The sequence below is a fragment of the Streptomyces sp. SCPE 10 genome (assembly GCF_051980735.1).
Lineage (GTDB): Bacteria > Actinomycetota > Actinomycetes > Streptomycetales > Streptomycetaceae > Streptomyces > Streptomyces misionensis.
Map to the genome: position 1 here is coordinate 5,511,739 of NZ_CP197069.1, position 17,408 is coordinate 5,529,146.

At 71.8% G+C, this 17,408-nt stretch carries 13 protein-coding genes; 10 read left to right on the forward strand and 3 right to left on the reverse strand.

The window, feature by feature from the left end; genetic code table 11:
• Window positions 1-119 precede the first annotated feature (119 nt).
• The gene (locus ACSP97_RS25650; protein ID WP_355152357.1) at window positions 120-677 is read right to left on the reverse strand and encodes an NADAR family protein; all 558 of its coding nucleotides are present in this window, start codon (window positions 675-677) and stop codon (window positions 120-122) included.
• A gap of 208 nt (window positions 678-885) precedes the next feature.
• On the opposite strand from ACSP97_RS25650, the gene ACSP97_RS25655 reads away from it, so the two are divergent.
• From ACSP97_RS25655 to ACSP97_RS25690, 8 genes are all read left to right on the forward strand, one after another.
• The gene (locus tag ACSP97_RS25655) at window positions 886-2,421 is read left to right on the forward strand and encodes a gamma-aminobutyraldehyde dehydrogenase (RefSeq protein ID WP_391869601.1); all 1,536 of its coding nucleotides are present in this window, start codon (window positions 886-888) and stop codon (window positions 2,419-2,421) included.
• A gap of 91 nt (window positions 2,422-2,512) precedes the next feature.
• Window positions 2,513-3,760 (forward strand): polyamine ABC transporter substrate-binding protein, encoded by a 1,248-nt coding sequence (locus tag ACSP97_RS25660; protein WP_355152359.1) that lies wholly within the window; start codon window positions 2,513-2,515, stop codon window positions 3,758-3,760.
• Between the two features lie 8 nt (window positions 3,761-3,768).
• Window positions 3,769-4,914, forward strand: coding sequence for an ABC transporter ATP-binding protein (locus ACSP97_RS25665; RefSeq protein WP_355528960.1), 1,146 nt, complete (start codon window positions 3,769-3,771; stop codon window positions 4,912-4,914).
• Complete coding sequence (locus ACSP97_RS25670) at window positions 4,914-5,843, forward strand: ABC transporter permease (RefSeq protein WP_355325233.1); 930 nt, start codon at window positions 4,914-4,916, stop codon at window positions 5,841-5,843. The genes ACSP97_RS25665 and ACSP97_RS25670 overlap by 1 nt, the downstream gene beginning before the upstream one ends.
• Window positions 5,844-6,644, forward strand: coding sequence for an ABC transporter permease (locus tag ACSP97_RS25675; protein WP_355152361.1), 801 nt, complete (start codon window positions 5,844-5,846; stop codon window positions 6,642-6,644).
• Window positions 6,645-6,680: 36 nt separating this feature from the next.
• Window positions 6,681-8,111 (forward strand): NAD(P)/FAD-dependent oxidoreductase, encoded by a 1,431-nt coding sequence (locus ACSP97_RS25680; protein ID WP_355152362.1) that lies wholly within the window; start codon window positions 6,681-6,683, stop codon window positions 8,109-8,111.
• Window positions 8,112-8,267: 156 nt separating this feature from the next.
• Window positions 8,268-8,726 carry a hypothetical protein gene (locus ACSP97_RS25685; protein ID WP_440554434.1) on the forward strand — a complete coding sequence of 153 codons (459 nt, stop codon included), beginning with the start codon at window positions 8,268-8,270 and terminating at the stop codon, window positions 8,724-8,726.
• 85 nt (window positions 8,727-8,811) lie between these two features.
• Entirely contained in the window at window positions 8,812-10,626 is a 1,815-nt protein-coding gene (locus ACSP97_RS25690; RefSeq protein ID WP_440554436.1) for a chitinase, read from the forward strand.
• Here the strand turns inward: ACSP97_RS25690 and ACSP97_RS25695 are convergent.
• Together ACSP97_RS25695 and gabT are read right to left on the reverse strand one after the other, a co-directional pair.
• Window positions 10,565-11,239: a phosphatase PAP2 family protein gene (locus ACSP97_RS25695; protein ID WP_440558477.1), complete on the reverse strand. Its 675-nt coding sequence runs from the start codon at window positions 11,237-11,239 to the stop codon at window positions 10,565-10,567. The two genes, ACSP97_RS25690 and ACSP97_RS25695, sit on opposite strands and share 62 nt — an antisense overlap.
• A gap of 396 nt (window positions 11,240-11,635) precedes the next feature.
• Window positions 11,636-12,970 (reverse strand): 4-aminobutyrate--2-oxoglutarate transaminase, encoded by a 1,335-nt coding sequence (gene gabT, locus ACSP97_RS25700; protein ID WP_358296621.1) that lies wholly within the window; start codon window positions 12,968-12,970, stop codon window positions 11,636-11,638.
• Window positions 12,971-13,217: 247 nt separating this feature from the next.
• Between gabT and ACSP97_RS25705 the strand changes: the two genes are divergently transcribed.
• Window positions 13,218-15,656 carry an ATP/GTP-binding protein gene (locus ACSP97_RS25705; protein WP_440554439.1) on the forward strand — a complete coding sequence of 813 codons (2,439 nt, stop codon included), beginning with the start codon at window positions 13,218-13,220 and terminating at the stop codon, window positions 15,654-15,656.
• Window positions 15,657-15,752: 96 nt separating this feature from the next.
• Window positions 15,753-17,342: a PucR family transcriptional regulator gene (locus tag ACSP97_RS25710; RefSeq protein WP_358296627.1), complete on the forward strand. Its 1,590-nt coding sequence runs from the start codon at window positions 15,753-15,755 to the stop codon at window positions 17,340-17,342.
• Window positions 17,343-17,408: the final 66 nt, after the last annotated feature.

Genomic DNA, 17,408 nt, shown 5'->3' on the forward strand with positions numbered 1-17,408 from the left:
CCACCGGCCCGCCGGCGGCCGGTCGGGTACGGCCCCGAGCACGCGGACCGGCGCGGCATCGCGGACCGGACCGGCCGGCCGGGCCCGCCCCCGGAGCCCCCGGGCCCCAGGCCCCGGCCCTACCGCCCGGCCAGTTCCGCTCGGGCCTCCATCAGCGCGAAGCCCAGCAGGTTCAGGCCGCGCCAGTGTTCCGGGTCCGACGCCGCCTCGTCGGTCGCCGCCAGGCCGATACCCCACACCCGGTCCAGCGGGCTCGCCTCGACCAGGACGCGGTCGCCCGTGCCCAGCAGGAAGGCGCGCAGGGTGTCGTCGGAGGCGAATTTGTGGACGCTGCCCTCGACCACGATGCGGAAGCGCTCCCGCTCCCATATCGCCTCGTCGAAGTCGCGGACCAGGCGGCCCGCCTTCTTGGCCTCGGCGGGATGGGCCGCGGAGAGCACCCGCTCCTCCGCCCGCTCGTCGCCGAACAGCCGGGCCTTGCCCGCCATCATCCAGTGCTCGGCCGTCGCATAGCGCTGTGCGCCCACCACGAACGGCGACGGCCACCACTGGCTGAGACAGCTTGCGCCGATGGTGCCATCCGGTCGGGGACGGTGGCCCCAGAAGTGCAGGTACTTCACGCGGGACCCCGTACGGACCTCGCTGACCAGGGCTTCCAGCCCGTCGATCTTCCCCATGCACGCGAGTCTGGCACGCACCACTGACACACCGTCCGCCTTTTCCACACCCGACTCGACACCTGGTCGACAGATTCCGTCGCGTAACCAAAAGGCAACAACGGAATCACTTGTTGGAGGCTAATGGCTCTGTCAGGATCGGCACTCAAATCGAGCTGGAGCTACGCCACCCACCCCTTGTCCGGGGTGCAGGGCGGAGGAGAGCGACATGCACAACCCCGGCACCGCCACCCAGGAACGATTTCCCGCCGAGGACCGTTTCGCCGACGGCGCGCAGTTCATCGCCGGCCGCCTGACCAGGGGCACTTCGGGCCGCACCCACGCCGTGGTCGACCCGGCCACCGGCACCGAGGTGCTCACCTACGACCTGGCCGGCACCGACGACGTCGACGCGGCCGTCGCCGCCGCGCGCGCGGCCTTCCCCGGCTGGGCCTCGGCCACCCCGGGCGAGCGCTCGGACGCCCTGCACCGCTTCGCCGCCGTGCTCGCCGACCGGGCCGAGGAGTTCGCCCGCGCGGAGTCACTCCAGTGCGGGAAGCCGCTGAAGCTCAGCCGCGAGTTCGACGTCCCGGGGACCGTCGACAACACCGCCTTCTTCGCCGGTGCCGCCCGGCACCTCCAGGGGCAGTCGGCCGGCGAGTACTCCGGCGACCACACGTCGTACGTCCGGCGCGAGCCGATCGGCGTCGTCGGGTCCATCGCGCCCTGGAACTACCCGCTCCAGATGGCCGCCTGGAAGGTGCTCCCGGCGATCGCGGCGGGCAACACCATCGTGCTGAAGCCCGCCGAGCCGACCCCGCTGACCTCCCTGCTGTTCGCCCGCGCCGCCACCGACGCGGGCCTGCCGGACGGTGTGATCAACATCGTCACCGGCACCGGCCGGGAGGCCGGCGAGCACCTGGTCGGCCACCCCGACGTGGCGATGACCTCCTTCACCGGGTCCACCGGCGTGGGCAAGCGCGTCGCCGAGGTCGCCACCGCGACCGTCAAGCGGCTCCACCTGGAACTGGGCGGCAAGGCCCCGTTCGTCGTCTTCGACGACGCCGACCTGGAGGCCGCCGTCCACGGCGCCGTCGCCGGCGCGCTCATCAACACCGGCCAGGACTGCACCGCCGCCACCCGCGCCTACGTACAGCGGCCGCTGTACGAGGAGTTCGTCGCGCGCACCGCCGCCCTGATGGAGACCGTGCGGCTCGGCGACCCGTTCGCCCCCGGCACCGACCTCGGCCCCCTCGTCTCGCACGCTCAGCGCGACCGGGTCGCCGGCTTCGTGGACCGCGCCCGCGCCTACGCCCGCGTGGTGACCGGCGGCGAGGCCCCCGGCGGCGACCTGGCGAAGGGCGCCTACTACCGGCCCACCCTGATCGCCGACGCCCCCCAGGACAGCGAGGTCGTCCAGTCCGAGATCTTCGGCCCGGTCCTCGTCGTCCTGCCCTTCGACAGCGACGACGAGGGCATCCGGCTGGCCAACGACACCCCCTACGGTCTCGCCGCCTCCACCTGGACCGGCAGCGTCTACCGGGCCAACCGCGCCACCCGCGACATCAAGGCGGGCTGCGTCTGGATCAACGATCACATCCCGATCATCAGCGAGATGCCGCACGGAGGCTACAAGGCGTCCGGCTTCGGCAAGGACATGTCGATGTACTCCTTCGAGGAATACACGCAGGTCAAGCACGTAATGTTCGACAATACGGCGGTGGCCCGCAAGGACTGGCACCGCACGATCTTCGGCGACCGGTAGGAGCCGCCACCCCCCTCGGCCGCGGCACCTCCCCCACCCGCGGCCCGCTCGTCGCCGGGTACCCCCTCCCCTCCGAAAGGCCACCACGCGCATGGAGAGTTACGAGCCCGACCGCCTGACCGCGGTCGAACGGGCCGCCATACGCCGTAGTTTCCGCAGCGGCAGGGCCGCGCTGACCCGCCGTTCGCTGCTGCGCGCCTCCGCCGGGGGCGCGCTCGCGATCGGCGGACTCGGGACCCTGAGCGCCTGCGGCATCCCCGCCGCGACCAAGAACCAGGGCGGCGTGTCCGCCGACGACCACTCGGCCGACGAGAAGGTCGTCGACTTCTCCAACTGGCCCGAGTACATCGACGTGGACGGCAAGGGCAAGCGCCACCCCACGCTCGACGCGTTCGCCAAGCGGTCCGGCATCCAGGTCAAGTACACCGAGGACATCAACGACAACGACGAGTTCTTCGGCAAGATCCAGCCGGAACTCGCCGCCGGCCAGGACACCGGCCGCGACCTCGTCGTGCTCACCGACTGGCTCGCCGCCCGCATGATCCGGCTCGGGTACGTCCAGAAACTCGACGCGGCCAACCTGCCGCACGCCTTCGCCAACCTGTCGGACCAGTTCCGCGACCCCGACTGGGACCCCGGCCGCGCCTACTCCTACCCCTGGCAGGGCATCTCCACCGTCGTCGCCTTCAACAAGAAGGCCCTCGGCGGCATCGAGGTGAAGTCGGTCTCCGACCTGCTCGACAACCCCAGGCTCAAGGGCCGCGTCGGCATGCTGACCGAGATGCGCGACACCATCGGCATGGTGCTGCTCGACATGGGCAAGGACCCGGCCAAGTTCACCGACGACGACTACGACGCGGCCATCGCCCGCGTCCAGAAGGCCGTCGACAAGGGCCAGATCCGCCGCTTCACCGGCAACGACTACACGTCCGACCTGGCCAAGGGCGACATCGCCGCCTGTGTCGCCTGGGGCGGCGACATCGTCCAGCTCCAGGCGGACAACCCGGACGTCGACTACGTCATCCCGGACAGCGGCTACATGACGTCGACCGACAACCTGATGGTCCCGAACAAGGCCCGCCACAAGACGAACGCCGAGCGGCTCATCGACTACTACTACGAGCCCGGGCCCGCCGCCGAACTCGCCGCCTACGTCAACTACGTGAGCCCCGTCGCGGGAGTGGTTCCCTATCTCTCCAGGATCGACAAGTCGGCCGCGACCAATCCGCTGATCGTGCCCGACAAGGCGATGCAGGCGAAGTCCCATGCCTTCCGCGCCCTGACGCAGAAGGAAGAGACCGCCTACCAGCAGAAGTTCTCGAAGCTCACAGGGGCGTGACGACCACGATGACGACAGACAACAGCGGCGACGTCCGCCTCTGCGGTATCGGCAAGACCTACGGCGCCTTCACCGCCGTACACCCGCTGGACCTGACCGTTCCCCAGGGCTCCTTCTTCGCCCTGCTCGGCGCGTCCGGCTGCGGCAAGACCACCACCCTGCGCATGATCGCGGGCCTGGAGCAGCCGACGAGCGGCACCGTGCACCTCGGCGACCAGGACGTCACCCACCTGCCGCCGTACAAACGGCCGGTCAACACGGTCTTCCAGTCCTACGCGCTCTTCCCGCACCTCGACATCTTCGAGAACGTCGCCTTCGGGCTGCGCCGGCGCGGCGTCAAGAGCGTCAAGAAGCAGGTGGAGGACATGCTGGAGCTGGTCCAGCTCGGCGAGCAGGCGCGCAAGAAGCCGCACCAGCTCTCCGGCGGCCAGCAGCAGCGCGTCGCCGTCGCCCGCGCGCTGATCAACCACCCCAAGGTGCTGCTGCTCGACGAGCCGCTCGGCGCCCTCGACCTGAAGCTGCGCCGCCAGATGCAGCTGGAGCTCAAGCGCATCCAGACCGAGGTCGGCATCACCTTCATCCATGTCACGCACGACCAGGAGGAGGCCATGACCATGGCCGACACGGTCGCGGTGATGAACGGCGGCCGCGTCGAGCAACTGGGCGCGCCCACCGACCTGTACGAGAACCCGAGGACCACCTTCGTCGCCAACTTCCTCGGCACCTCCAACCTGATCGAGGCCGAGGTCGACACCAAGGACGGCGAGGACGTCGTGGTCAGGGCCGGCGGCGACAAGCTGGTGCTGCCCGCCGCGCGGTGCAGCGCCCCCGCCCCGGCCGGCGGCAAGGTGCTGGTCGGCATCCGCCCCGAGAAGATCGCGCTCGCCCACGCCGACGACGCGGGCGCCGTCCCGCAGGGCCGCAACCGCCTCACCGGGAAGATCGCCGACGCCAGCTTCATCGGCGTCTCCACCCAGTACGTCATCGACAGCCCGGCCTGCGCCGGACTCTCGGTCTACGTCCAGAACGTCGAGCGGGACGCCCGGCTGGTTCCCGGTGCGGACGTCGTCCTGCACTGGAGCCCCGCGCACACCTTCGGCCTCGACGCGACCCAGGCCATCGACGCGGGCACCGAGGAAGAGGTCGCCGCCTGATGCCGACGCTCACCGAGGCGCCCCCGCCGCTCGCCCCCGCCGAACCGGAGGTCAAGGCCCCCCGCAAACGCGGCCGGTTCACGCCGTACTGGCTGCTGCTGCCCGGCATCCTGTGGCTGATCGTCTTCTTCGCACTGCCCCTGGTCTACCAGGCCTCCACGTCCGTGCAGACGGGCTCCCTGGAGGAGGGCTACAAGGTCACCTGGCACTTCGCGACCTACTGGGACGCCCTGTCCGAGTACTGGCCGCAGTTCCTGCGCTCCCTGTGCTACGCGGCCGGCGCCACCGTGCTGTGCCTGCTGCTCGGCTACCCCCTGGCCTATCTGATCGCGTTCCGCGCGGGCCGCTGGCGCAACCTGATCATGATCCTGGTGATCGCGCCGTTCTTCACCAGCTTCCTGATCCGCACCCTGGCCTGGAAGACGATCCTCGCGGACAACGGCCCGATCGTGCACGCGCTGAACTCGCTGCACGTCCTGGACCTCACCAACTGGCTCGGCTGGACGGCCGGCGACCGGGTGCTGGCCACCCCGCTCGCGGTGGTGTGCGGACTGACGTACAACTTCCTGCCGTTCATGATCCTGCCGCTGTACACCTCGCTGGAGCGGATCGACGGACGGCTGCACGAGGCGGCCGGCGACCTGTACGCCAAGCCGTGGACCACCTTCCGCAAGGTGACCTTCCCGCTGTCGATGCCGGGCGTGGTCTCCGGCACGCTGCTCACGTTCATCCCGGCGGCCGGTGACTACGTCAACTCCGAACTCCTCGGCTCCACCGACACCCGCATGATCGGCAATGTGATCCAGACGCAGTTCCTGCGCATCCTGGACTATCCGACGGCCGCGGCCCTCTCCTTCATCCTCATGGCCGCGATCCTGGCCATGGTGACCATCTACATCCGCCGGTCCGGGACGGAGGACCTGGTCTAAATGCCCGTCGTCAACTGGCTCAAGCGGCATCTCGTCGTCATCGCGGGACTGTTCACCCTCGCCTACCTGCTGCTGCCGAACGTCGTCGTCACGGTGTTCTCCTTCAACAAACCGAAGGGGCGCTTCAACTACCAGTGGCAGCGGTTCTCCCTGGACGCCTGGAAACAGCCGTGCGGCGTCGCCGACCTGTGCGGCTCGCTGTCCATCAGCCTCCAGATCGCCGTCTGGGCGACGCTCGGCGCCACCGTCCTCGGCACGATGATCGCCTTCGCGCTGGTCCGCTACCGCTTCCGCGCCCGCGGCGCCATCAACTCGCTGATCTTCCTGCCGATGGCGATGCCCGAGGTCGTCATGGCCGCCTCGCTGCTCACCCTCTTCCTCAACCTGGGTGCGCAGCTGGGCTTCTGGACGATCCTGATCGCGCACATCATGTTCTGTCTCAGCTTCGTCGTCACCGCGGTCAAGGCGCGTGTGATGTCGATGGACCCGCGTCTGGAGGAGGCCGCCCGGGACCTGTACGCCGGTCCCGCGCAGACCTTCCTGCGGGTCACCCTGCCGATCGCGGCACCCGGAATCGCCGCGGGCGCGCTGCTGTCCTTCGCGCTGTCCTTCGACGATTTCATCATCACCAATTTCAACGCCGGTTCGACCGTCACCTTCCCCATGTTCGTGTGGGGTTCGGCGCAGCGCGGAACGCCCGTGCAGATCAATGTGATCGGCACGGCGATGTTCCTCCTCGCGGTGCTGTTCGTTCTGGTGTCGATGCTGATCACGAACCGCCGTAACCACCAGAAGGCGTAAGCCGAGAAGCGCAAAGCCCTGTAGGGAGTTGAAATCATGGCCCCAAGCGCCATGAGTCGTGGCAAAGACAACTGGATCGCCTCTCTTTCCGAAGCCCAGCCGGTCCCGTACTGGCTGGAAGACCCCGGGAAGCCGCAGCCCGAGCCCGCCCTGACCGGCCCCGAGACCTGCGACCTGCTGGTCGTGGGCGGCGGCTACAGCGGACTGTGGACCGCGCTGTGCGCCAAGGAGCGCGACCCGCGGCGGGACGTGGTCCTGCTGGAAGGCCGCGAGGTGGGCTGGGCCGCCTCCGGCCGCAACGGCGGCTTCTGCGCCGCCTCCCTCACCCACGGCCTGCCCAACGGCCTGACCCGCTGGCCCGACGAGATCCACACACTGGAGGAGCTGGGCCGGCGCAACCTCGACGAGATCGAGGCGGCCGTGGCCCGGTACGGCATCGACTGCGACTTCGAGCGCACCGGCGAGATCGACGTGGCCACCGAGACCTACCAGGCCCGGGAGCTGCGCGACTGGCACCGGGAGCTGCGCGAGCGGGGCCTCGCGGACGGGATCGACTTCCTGGACGCCGACGCCGTGCGCGCCGAGGTGGACTCGCCGACCTTCCAGGCCGGTCTGTGGGACCGCCGGGGCGTGGCCATGCTGCACCCGGCGAAGCTCGCCTGGGGCCTGAAACGCGCGTGCCTCCGGCTCGGGGTGCGGGTGTACGAGCACACGCCCGCGCTCACCCTGAGGCAGTACGGCGCCGGGATGGCCGTACGCACCCCCTACGGCGCCGTACGGGCCCGCAAGGTGGCGCTCGGCACCAACATCTTCCCCAGCCTGCTGCGGCGGGTGCGCTCATACACCGTCCCGGTCTACGACTACGCGCTGATGACCGAGCCGCTGAGCCCCGAACAGCTGTCGGCCGTCGGCTGGCGGGGCAGACAGGGGCTGGGGGACAGCGCCAACCAGTTCCACTACTTCCGGCTGTCCGCCGACAACCGGATCCTGTGGGGCGGTTACGACGCCGTCCACCACTACGGCGGCCGGGTGCGGGCGGAGTACGACGACCGCCCGGAGACGTACGCCAAGCTCGCGGGGCACTTCTTCACCTGCTTCCCGCAGCTGGAGGGCCTGCGCTTCACCCACGCCTGGGGCGGTGCGATCGACACCTGCTCCCGCTTCTCGGCGTTCTTCGGCACCGCCCACCAGGACAAGGTGGCGTACGCCGCGGGCTACACCGGCCTCGGCGTCGGCGCGACCCGCTTCGGCGCCAACGTGATGCTGGACCTGCTGGACGGGGAGCGCACCGAGCGCACCGAACTGGAGATGGTGCGCAAGCGGCCGCTGCCGTTCCCGCCGGAGCCGTTCGCCTGGACCGGCATCGCCCTCACCAAGTGGTCCCTGGCCCGCGCGGACGCCCATGGCGGCCGGCGGAACCTGTGGCTGCGCACGATGGACCGGCTGGGGCTGGGCTTCGACAGCTAGCCGGTGCGCGCCGGTCTCACGCCTGGACGATATGACCAAGGACTGTGACCTATGTCACTTACCGGGGGTTCGGAAGTCGCGTAATGCTCCCGGGCGGCCTCCCTCTCTCCTTCCGACGCGACCGCGTCACCCATCCGGAGAGAGGGAGGCCCGCTGATGACGGGGACGAAGACGGCGGTGGAGTGGCTGGCGGCCGTGGCGCCGGACCCCGAGTCCTGCCGCTGGGAGTGGGAGCGCAGCCCGCACGGGATCGCGCTGCTGCCCGCCGGGCGCGCCTGGGACGTGCTGATCCTGCCGGCCCACCTGGGCTATCCGACCCTGGACGTGCTGACCCGGATGCTCGACCGGACCGGCCCGGTGCTCGCCGACTTCGGCGACAACCGGGTCGGGTTCTTCGTGCCGCCGGGCACCGCGGGCCGCTGGCTCGGCACCGGGGTCCGCACCGCGGGGGCCGGCACCTGGATCGTCGTACCGCACCCGGGCCGTACGGCCCGCGGGGTGCGCTGGCTGGTGCCGCCGGACGGCTCGGGCACCCTGACCGACCCGGCGCTGCTGGAGCTGGCGATGCACGAGGCGGCGGCCGGGCTGTTCACGGGCACCGGCGAGGACGGGTGACGCCCGGACGCCTTGACACCGGGATTGGTCTGGACCAAATTGAGTGCCGCTCCACCCTCCAACTCCCCCCTGCCCGGAGGCATTCGTGGACCGCACCAGACCCCTGCTCGCCCTCCTCACCGCGACGGCGCTGGCCGTGCCCGGCCTCACCGCGCTCGCGTCGACCGCCCACGCGGCCGACGCGGACGTGGTCCAGAACGGCGGCTTCGAGTCCGGCCTGGCCGGCTGGACCTGCTCGGCCGGCACCACCGTCAACTCGCCCGTACACAGCGGGAGTTCCGCGCTCCAGGCCACACCGGCGGGCAGTGACAACGCCCAGTGCACACAGACGGTGACCGTCCAGCCGAACGCGCAGTACACGCTGTCCGGTTACGTCCGCGGCTCCTACGTCTACCTCGGCGCGAGCGGCACCGGCACCACCGACGTCTCCGCCTGGACCCAGTCGGCACCGGACTGGCAGAAGCTGGCCACCACCTTCACCACCGGTCCCTCCACCACCAAGGTGACGCTGTACACCCACGGTTGGTACGGCACCGGCGCCTACAACGCCGACGACATCTCGCTCGTCGGCCCCGGCGGCAGCGGCACCACGCAGCCCCCCGCCGTGCCCGGCGGGCTGACCGCCTCCTCCGTCACCGCCTCCTCCGTCGCCCTGTCCTGGTCGGCGGTGTCCGGCGCCACCGGGTACGCCGTCTACCGCGACGGGGTCAAGGTCCAGACGGCGAGCGGGACTTCGGCGACCGTCACCGGCCTCACCGCCTCGACCGCGTACAGCTTCCAGGTCACGGCCCTCAACTCCGCGGGGGAGTCCGCGAAATCGGCCGCGGTGACGGTGACGACGGCCGCGGGCGGCTCGGGCGGCGGGCCGGGCGGCGGTTCGGCCGGCCTCCCGGCGCACGCCCTGGTCGGCTACCTCCACGCCAGCTTCGCCAACGGCTCCGGCTACACCCGGCTCGCGGACGTCCCCGACAGCTGGGACGTCATCGACCTGGCCTTCGCCGAGCCGACCTCGGCCACCTCCGGGGACGTCGAGTTCAAGCGCTGCCCGGTCACCGACTGCCCCAACGCGGAGAGCGACGCCGACTTCAAGGCGGCCGTCAAGGCCAAGCAGGCGGCCGGCAAGAAGGTGCTGATCTCCATCGGCGGCCAGAACGGCCAGGTCCAGCTGACCACCACGGCGGCCCGGGACGCCTTCGTCTCCTCCGTCTCGAAGATCATCGACACCTATGGGCTGGACGGCCTCGACATCGACTTCGAGGGCCACTCGCTGTCCCTGGACACGAACGACACGGACTTCAAGAACCCCACCACACCCGTGATCGTCAACCTCATCTCCGCGCTGAAGACCCTGAAGGCCAAGTACGGCTCCTCGTTCGTGCTGACCATGGCGCCGGAGACCTTCTTCGTGCAGAACGGCTACCAGTACTACGGCACCGGCAAGTGGGGCGGCCAGGACCCGCGCTGCGGCGCCTACCTCCCGGTGATCTACGCCCTGCGCGACGACCTCACCCTGCTGCACGTCCAGGACTACAACTCCGGCCCGATCATGGGCCTGGACAACCAGTACCACTCCATGGGCGGCGCCGACTTCCACATCGCCATGACCGACATGCTGCTCACCGGCTTCCCGGTGGCCGGCGACCCGAACAACGTCTTCCCGCCGCTGCGCCCCGACCAGGTGGCGATCGGCATGCCGGCCTCCACCAACGCGGGCAACGGCTACGTGGCCCCCGCCGAGGTCACCAAGACCCTGGACTGCCTGACGAAGAGGACGAACTGCGGCTCGTACACCACCCACGGCACCTGGCCGGGCCTGCGCGGCCTGATGACCTGGTCGATCAACTGGGACCGCTACTCGAACTGGGAGTTCCAGAAGACGTTCGACGGCTACTTCGGCTGACCCCGGGCACCGCCGCGAGCGCGGTCAGCAGCACCGCGCTCAGGCACCAGCTCGCCAGCACGTCCAGCGGCCAGTGGTAGCCGTGGCGGACGAGGCCGTAGCCGACGCCGAGGACGAGGACCGCGCAGAGCGCGAGCACGGCCCGGCGGGCGGCGCGGGAGCGGAGCCAGGACAGCAGCAGCAGGGTCGCCGAGCCGTAGGCGACGGTCGCCGTCGCCGTGTGCCCGGAGGGGTAGTAGCCGACGGCCGGGGGCACCACGGGGGTCCCCGGCCGCGCGGCCCAGTCCTTCAGCGGCACCACGACCGCCGGGAGCAGCGCCATCAGCACGGCCGCGGCGGCCGGCGGCAGCCACCAGCGCGCGAGACCCGCTCCGCGCCCCCGCCACAGCGCGTACCCGACGGCGGCGGCGAGGACCGGCACGGCGACCTGGACGTTGCCGAGGTCGGAGAGGAACGCGGAGAACCCGTCCGGACGGACCAGGGCCCGGCTGAGCCGGGCGTCCGCGCGCAGCAGCGGGCCGTGCGCGACGACCTGCCAGGTGATCAGGGCGAAGAGGACGGCCGGGACACCGAGGAGCAGGGCGCGGCGGGCTGGGTTCGACACAGGGCCCAGCTTGGCAGGCGGCTGCGGCGCGAAAGGGGGCGGGGCCCGCCGGGGGACGGCGGGGCCGGCCGGGAGAAGGAGGTCGGCCGCCCCGGAACAGGGGGGGTGGTCACGGGGCGGCCGTCCGGACCGGAACGTCGCGCGCCCCGGGGGGTTTGGGGCGGCGACCGTCCGATCGGTGAGGAGATCCCGGCGTCAGGAGCCGGTTGTGTGCGCGAAGGCACGACCAGGTCGGAGCTGGGGAGGCCCCGGCCTGAAGTCGCCCACGGTCCCCCGTGGACGGGGTGTATCTCTCATCTGGGTAGAACCTACGACAGGCCGCGGCGCTTGGGCAGACGGATTCCCGACCCGTCATCCACCTCGCACACCTTCTTCACACGGCCTGCCGCAGCCGGAACCGGAGCCTCAGATGCGGGCCAGGGCCTGCTCGACGACGTCGAGGCCCTCGTTGAGCAGGTCCTCGCCGATGACCAGCGGAGGCAGGAAGCGGACCACGTTGCCGTAGGTGCCGCAGGTGAGCACCAGCACGCCCTCCGCGTGGCAGGCCTTGGCCAGCGCCGCGGTCGCCTCCGGGTTCGGCTCCTTGGTGGTGCGGTCCTTGACCAGCTCGATGGCGATCATCGCGCCGCGGCCGCGCACCTCGCCGATGACGTCGAACTTCTCGGCCATGGCGGCGAGGCGACCCTTCATGATCTCCTCGATGCGCTTGGCCTTGCCGTTGAGGTCCAGCTCCTTCATGGTCTCGATGGCACCGAGCGCACCGGCGCAGGCGACGGGGTTGCCGCCGTACGTGCCACCGAGGCCGCCGGCGTGCGCGGCGTCCATGATCTCGGCGCGGCCGGTCACGGCGGCGAGCGGCAGACCACCGGCGATGCCCTTGGCGGTGGTGATCAGGTCCGGGACGATGCCCTCGTCCTCACAGGCGAACCACTGCCCGGTCCGGCAGAAACCGGACTGGATCTCGTCGGCGACGAACACGATCCCGTTGTCGGCGGCGAACTGGCGGATGGCGGGCAGGAAGCCCTTGGCCGGCTCGATGAAGCCGCCCTCGCCGAGCACCGGCTCGATGATGATCGCGGCCACGTTGTCCGGGCCGACCTGCTTGGTGATCTGGTCGATGGCCTGCTTGGCGGCCTCGGGGCCGGCGTTCTCCGCACCGGTCGGCCAGCGGTAGCCGTAGGCGACCGGGACGCGGTACACCTCCGGCGCGAACGGGCCGAAGCCGTGCTTGTACGGCATGTTCTTCGCCGTCAGCGCCATGGTGAGGTTGGTGCGTCCGTGGTACCCGTGGTCGAACACCACGACGGCCTGCCGCTTGGTGTACGCGCGCGCGATCTTGACGGCGTTCTCGACGGCCTCGGCACCGGAGTTGAACAGCGCGGACTTCTTGGCGTGGTCACCCGGGGTGAGCTCGGCCAGCGCCTCGGCGACGGCGACGTAGCCCTCGTACGGGGTGACCATGAAACAGGTGTGGGTGAAGTCGGCCAGCTGGGCGGAGGCGCGGCGCACGACGGCCTCGGCGGAGGCGCCGACGCTGGTCACGGCGATACCGGAGCCGAAGTCGATCAGGCTGTTGCCGTCGACGTCCTCGATGACACCGCCGCCGGCGCGCGTGACGAAGACCGGCAGCGTGGAGCCCACGCCCTGGGCGACCACGGCCGTACGGCGGGCCTGCAGCTCCTGCGACTTCGGGCCGGGGATGGCGGTGACGACGCGGCGCTCCTGCGGAAGTGCGGTCATGCGGGGCTCCTGGGGGTATTACGGACGCTTGCCTTCTTTTCGCAGGCTAGGACGGGTACGGGCCCCTGGGCATGCTCCATGTGGGCGTTGTCCCGCCCCGCCCTTGTCCGCGGTGGACATAGCGAGCGTATGACCCCACGGGACCGGCCGTCCGCGCCGACGGCCGTGTATGCGGTGAACTCCCCATCCCGGGGCACTACATTGCTCGCTGACGGTGCACGGAGCGGCTGGTCAGGGGGCAGGGCGGATGCAGAACGAGGGAAAACGGAACACACGCGACAGCGGCACCGGCCCGGTGCCGCATCCGTCACCGCCGAGGGAGGCGGCCGTGCCGCCGCTGCCGACGCGGGCGCCGGCCGTGCCACCGCCTCCTGCGGGGGCGCCGCGCGTACCGTCCGTCGACCACGCCCCGCCGTCCGCGCACCCCCGCTCCCCGGTCGCCGACTGGCTCGACGAGCCGCGGCCGGACGCCGAGCCGGGCATCTGGCGTCAGGGCTACCGCCGGCCCAAGAGCCCGCGCCAGGAGCAGCGCCTGGCCCCCGTCACCATCGTCGGCTTCTTCGTTCCCCTGGCGGCGGGGCTGCTCGTGTGGTCGCTGTGGCGGCACGGCAGCATTCCCTACCAGTGGGCCGTCCTGAAGCTGCTCACACCGGACGGCTGGTGGTGGGCGGGGACCACGTCGCCCAAGGGGTACCAGGGCGCCGAGGCCATCACGGTCGCCAACGGCGTGTTCTTCGCGATCCTCGTCTTCGCCATGGCCCGCCTGGGCAGTTGGCGCGACATCGTCCGGCACGTCATCACCCGTCGCCCACAGCCCGCACGCGCCCTCATCGCGGCCCTGGGCGCGCTCATCGTGCTCGCCTTCGTGTTCCCCAAGGCCTTCGGCCTGGGCTGGGACGCACTGCCCGTCCAGGATCCGGTGTTCTCCCTCATCGTCCTCGTCACGGGCAGCTACACCATGTTCGGTTCGGTGGCGTTCACCGACGGTCTCTACGCGCTGATCACCCTGCTGGTGCTGTGGCCCTTCGCCCGGATCGGCGGTTGGTGGCCGTACGCGAAGGAGCTGCTCGCGGCGCGTGAGCGGGCGAAGACCGCCGGACCGGTGCTGCCGGCCGTCGAACGACGGCCCTCGCACTGGCCAGAGCTGCGGGAGGCGGGCCAGCACCAGGCCGCCGACCTGCTCACCGCCGAGGTGCACGCCGGCCGGATGAACGACGTGGACTGCTCCAGGATCGGTCACATGTGGACCGCGGCCCGGGCCCGCGCGCGGCTGTCGGCGTTCACCGACACGGTGCTGCGCGAGGGCGCCGCCGCCTGGGTCCATCCCTCAGGCGCTCGCGATCTGCCGGGTCGGACCGCTCGGCACGACCTGCTCGTCGGTCAGGTGCTCCTCGGCCGGTGGGTTGCGGGCGAGCGCACTCCGCTCGCCTACGGCGGCGCCGGTGCCGCGCTCGCACCGGACACCCTGGGCACCTCGCTGCTGGCCGTCGGGCCCTCGGGCTCGGGCAAGACCCGCCATCTGATCCGTCCCGTCGTCGAGTCGCTCGGCCTCCAGGCACTCGCCGGGCAGTGCACCGTCGTCGCCGTCTGCGCGGCCGGTACCCCACTCGGTCCCGACTCCGCCTTCGACGTCGTCGTACGCCTCGGCGACCCCGCTTCCGTGCACGACCTCGACCCGTACGCGGAATCCGACGACCCGGACGAGGCGGCCGCCTTCCTCGCCGAGGGCCTGGTCGGCGACCTGGACACGGTGAGCGGACAGCGGGCCGGCACCGCACTCGCCCAGCTCCTCGGCCCGTACCGGGCGGTGCACGGACGCTTTCCGACCCTGCCCGAGCTGCGCGAACTGCTGGAGGGCGATCCGTCGGCCCTGGGCGCGCTGCGGGCGGGGCTCGCGGGGGACGAGCACACGGTGATGCGCCGCGAACTCGAGGCACGCGTCCGGCAGGCGGGCAGCCCGGGCGACCCCGGCCCGGTCCTGGCCGACAGGCTCGCGGTGCTGGACCGGCCTGCGTTCGCCGGGTTCTTCGGCGCCGAGGGAGGCAGGACCCGGCCGTTCTCGCTGGGCGCCGTCGCCCACCATCCGCTGCGGGTCCGCATCGATCTGCCCGACCGCGGACACGAGGAGGCGTCCCGGATCGTCACCAGGCTGGTGCTCGCGCAGTTCGGCGTCGTGGCGACGACGGGCGAGCGGGCGCACTTCGCCTGCCTCGTCCTGGACGACGCCACCGGCGCGGTGACGGCCGACTCAGTGCGGCGCATTCAGCGCCTGCGCTCCCGCAACGCGGGCGTGGTGCTCGCTCTGCGCACCGTCGGTGACGTCCCCGAGGCGCTGCACGGGCCGCTGTACGCCGCTGTCGGCTGCCGCATGGCCTTCGCGGGGGTCACCACCTGGGACGGCAGCAGGTTCGCGGACGCCTGGGGCACCCAGTGGGTGGAGACCCGGGACGTGGCCCGGCACACGGTGTTCGCGGACCAGCCGATGACCCGCGCGATCCACGCCCTGCGCAAGCTGATCACGGGCAAGGCGGTGACGACCGAGGCCGTCACCGTCCGCCAAGTCGAACGCGAGCGCTGGTCCGCGTCCGAGTTGGCGCACGGGGTGCCGGCCGGGCACGCGGTGTTGTCGTTGAGCAGTGTGCGGGGGGAGCACGCGCCGCCGTTGCTGGTGGATCTGCGGGGCTGAGGGCCAGCGGGCGATCGTACGGTGAGGCAGAATCGGCGTACGCCGTTCATACGCGGCGGCCAAGACGCACCACTCCGCCACCACCGTGAAGGCCCCATGCCCCCGACCCTCGCCTCGCTCGTCCACCACTCGGCGCTGAAGCTGACCGTGCGCGCCGGCGAGGACCGCCTCGACGTGCCCGTGCGCTGGGCACACGTCAGCGAGCTGGCCGACCCCGTGCCGTACATGGAGGGCGGCGAGCTGCTGCTGATCACCGCGCTCAAGCTGGACGCGGAGGACCCCGAGGCCATGCGCCGGTACGTGCGGCGGCTGGCCGGCGCGGGCGTGGTCGGGCTGGGGTTCGCCGTCGGGGTCAACTACGAGGAGATCCCCGAGGCGCTCGTCGACGCCTGCGCACAGGAGCCGCTGCCGCTGCTGGAGGTGCCCCGCCGCACCCCCTTCCTCGCCATCAGCAAGGCCGTCTCCGCCGCCATCGCCGCCGACCAGTACCGCGCGGTCACCGCGGGCTTCGCCGCCCAGCGCGAACTGACCAAGCAGGCCCTGAACTCGGGCCCCGAGGGCCTGCTCGCCGCGCTCGCCGCGCAGGTCGACGGGTGGGCGGCGCTGTACGACGCCTCGGGCACCGTCGTCGCCGCGGCCCCCGAGTGGGCCGGTCGCCGCGCCGCCCGGATCACCGGGGAGGTGGAACGGCTGCGCGAGCGGCCCGCCCCCGCCTCCTCCGTGGTCGGCGGCCCCGAACACGAGGACCGGGTCGAACTCCACTCCCTGGGCACCGGCCGCCGCCCGCGCGCCGCGCTCGCGGTGGGTACCGCCGCCGCCCTCGGCACCGCCGAGCGGTACGCCGTGCACTCCGCCATCGCCCTGCTCACCCTCACCACCGAGCGCTCCCGCTCCCTGCACGCCGCCGAGCAGCGCATCGGCACCGCCGTCCTGCGCATGCTGCTGGCCGGGGAGCCCGACCACGCCCGCGCCGTCGCCGGGGACCTGTACGGCGGGCTGCTGGACGCGCCGTTCCGGATGATCGTCGCCGAGCCGGTGCCCGGGCCGCGCGGCCCGGGAGGAGGCGACCGGCTCGGCGTCCTCGCGGAGAACGTGGAAGCGGCCGCCGCGCGCTCCGGCGAGGCGGTCCTGGTGGTGCCCGAGGGGGAGCGGCTGGTGGCGCTGGCCGCGGACGGCGGTGCCGCGGTGGCTGCCTGCACCGGCTGGGCGGCGGAGCTGGAGGCGGCCCGCGCGCTGCCCGAGCACACCGCCGCCGACGAGGACGACGTCGTCGTCGGGCTGTCCGCGCCGGCCGGTCCGATCGCCGCCGCGGCCGCCTACAAGCAAGCCTTGCAGTCGCTGTCGGTGGCCCGGCGCCGGGGCCGGGTGCTGGTGGAGCACGAACAGCTGGCCGCGGGTTCGGTGCTGCCGCTGCTCGCCGACGACGCGGTGAAGGCGTTCGCCGACGGACTGCTGCGCGCGTTGCACGAGCACGACGCCACCGGCCGCGGGGACCTGGTCGCCTCCCTGCGGGCCTGGCTGTCCCGGCACGGGCAGTGGGACGCGGCCGCCGCCGACCTGGGCGTGCACCGGCACACGCTGCGCTACCGGATGCGCCGGGTCGAGGAGATCCTGGGGCGCTCGCTGGACGACCCCGACGTCCGCATGGAGCTGTGGCTCGCCCTGAAGGCCACGTCCGCGGAGTAGGGGTCCACCGAGCGGCCGGCAGTAGTCCAATCAGTAGTAGCGGGGCCGCCCACTGCTACGGCACGG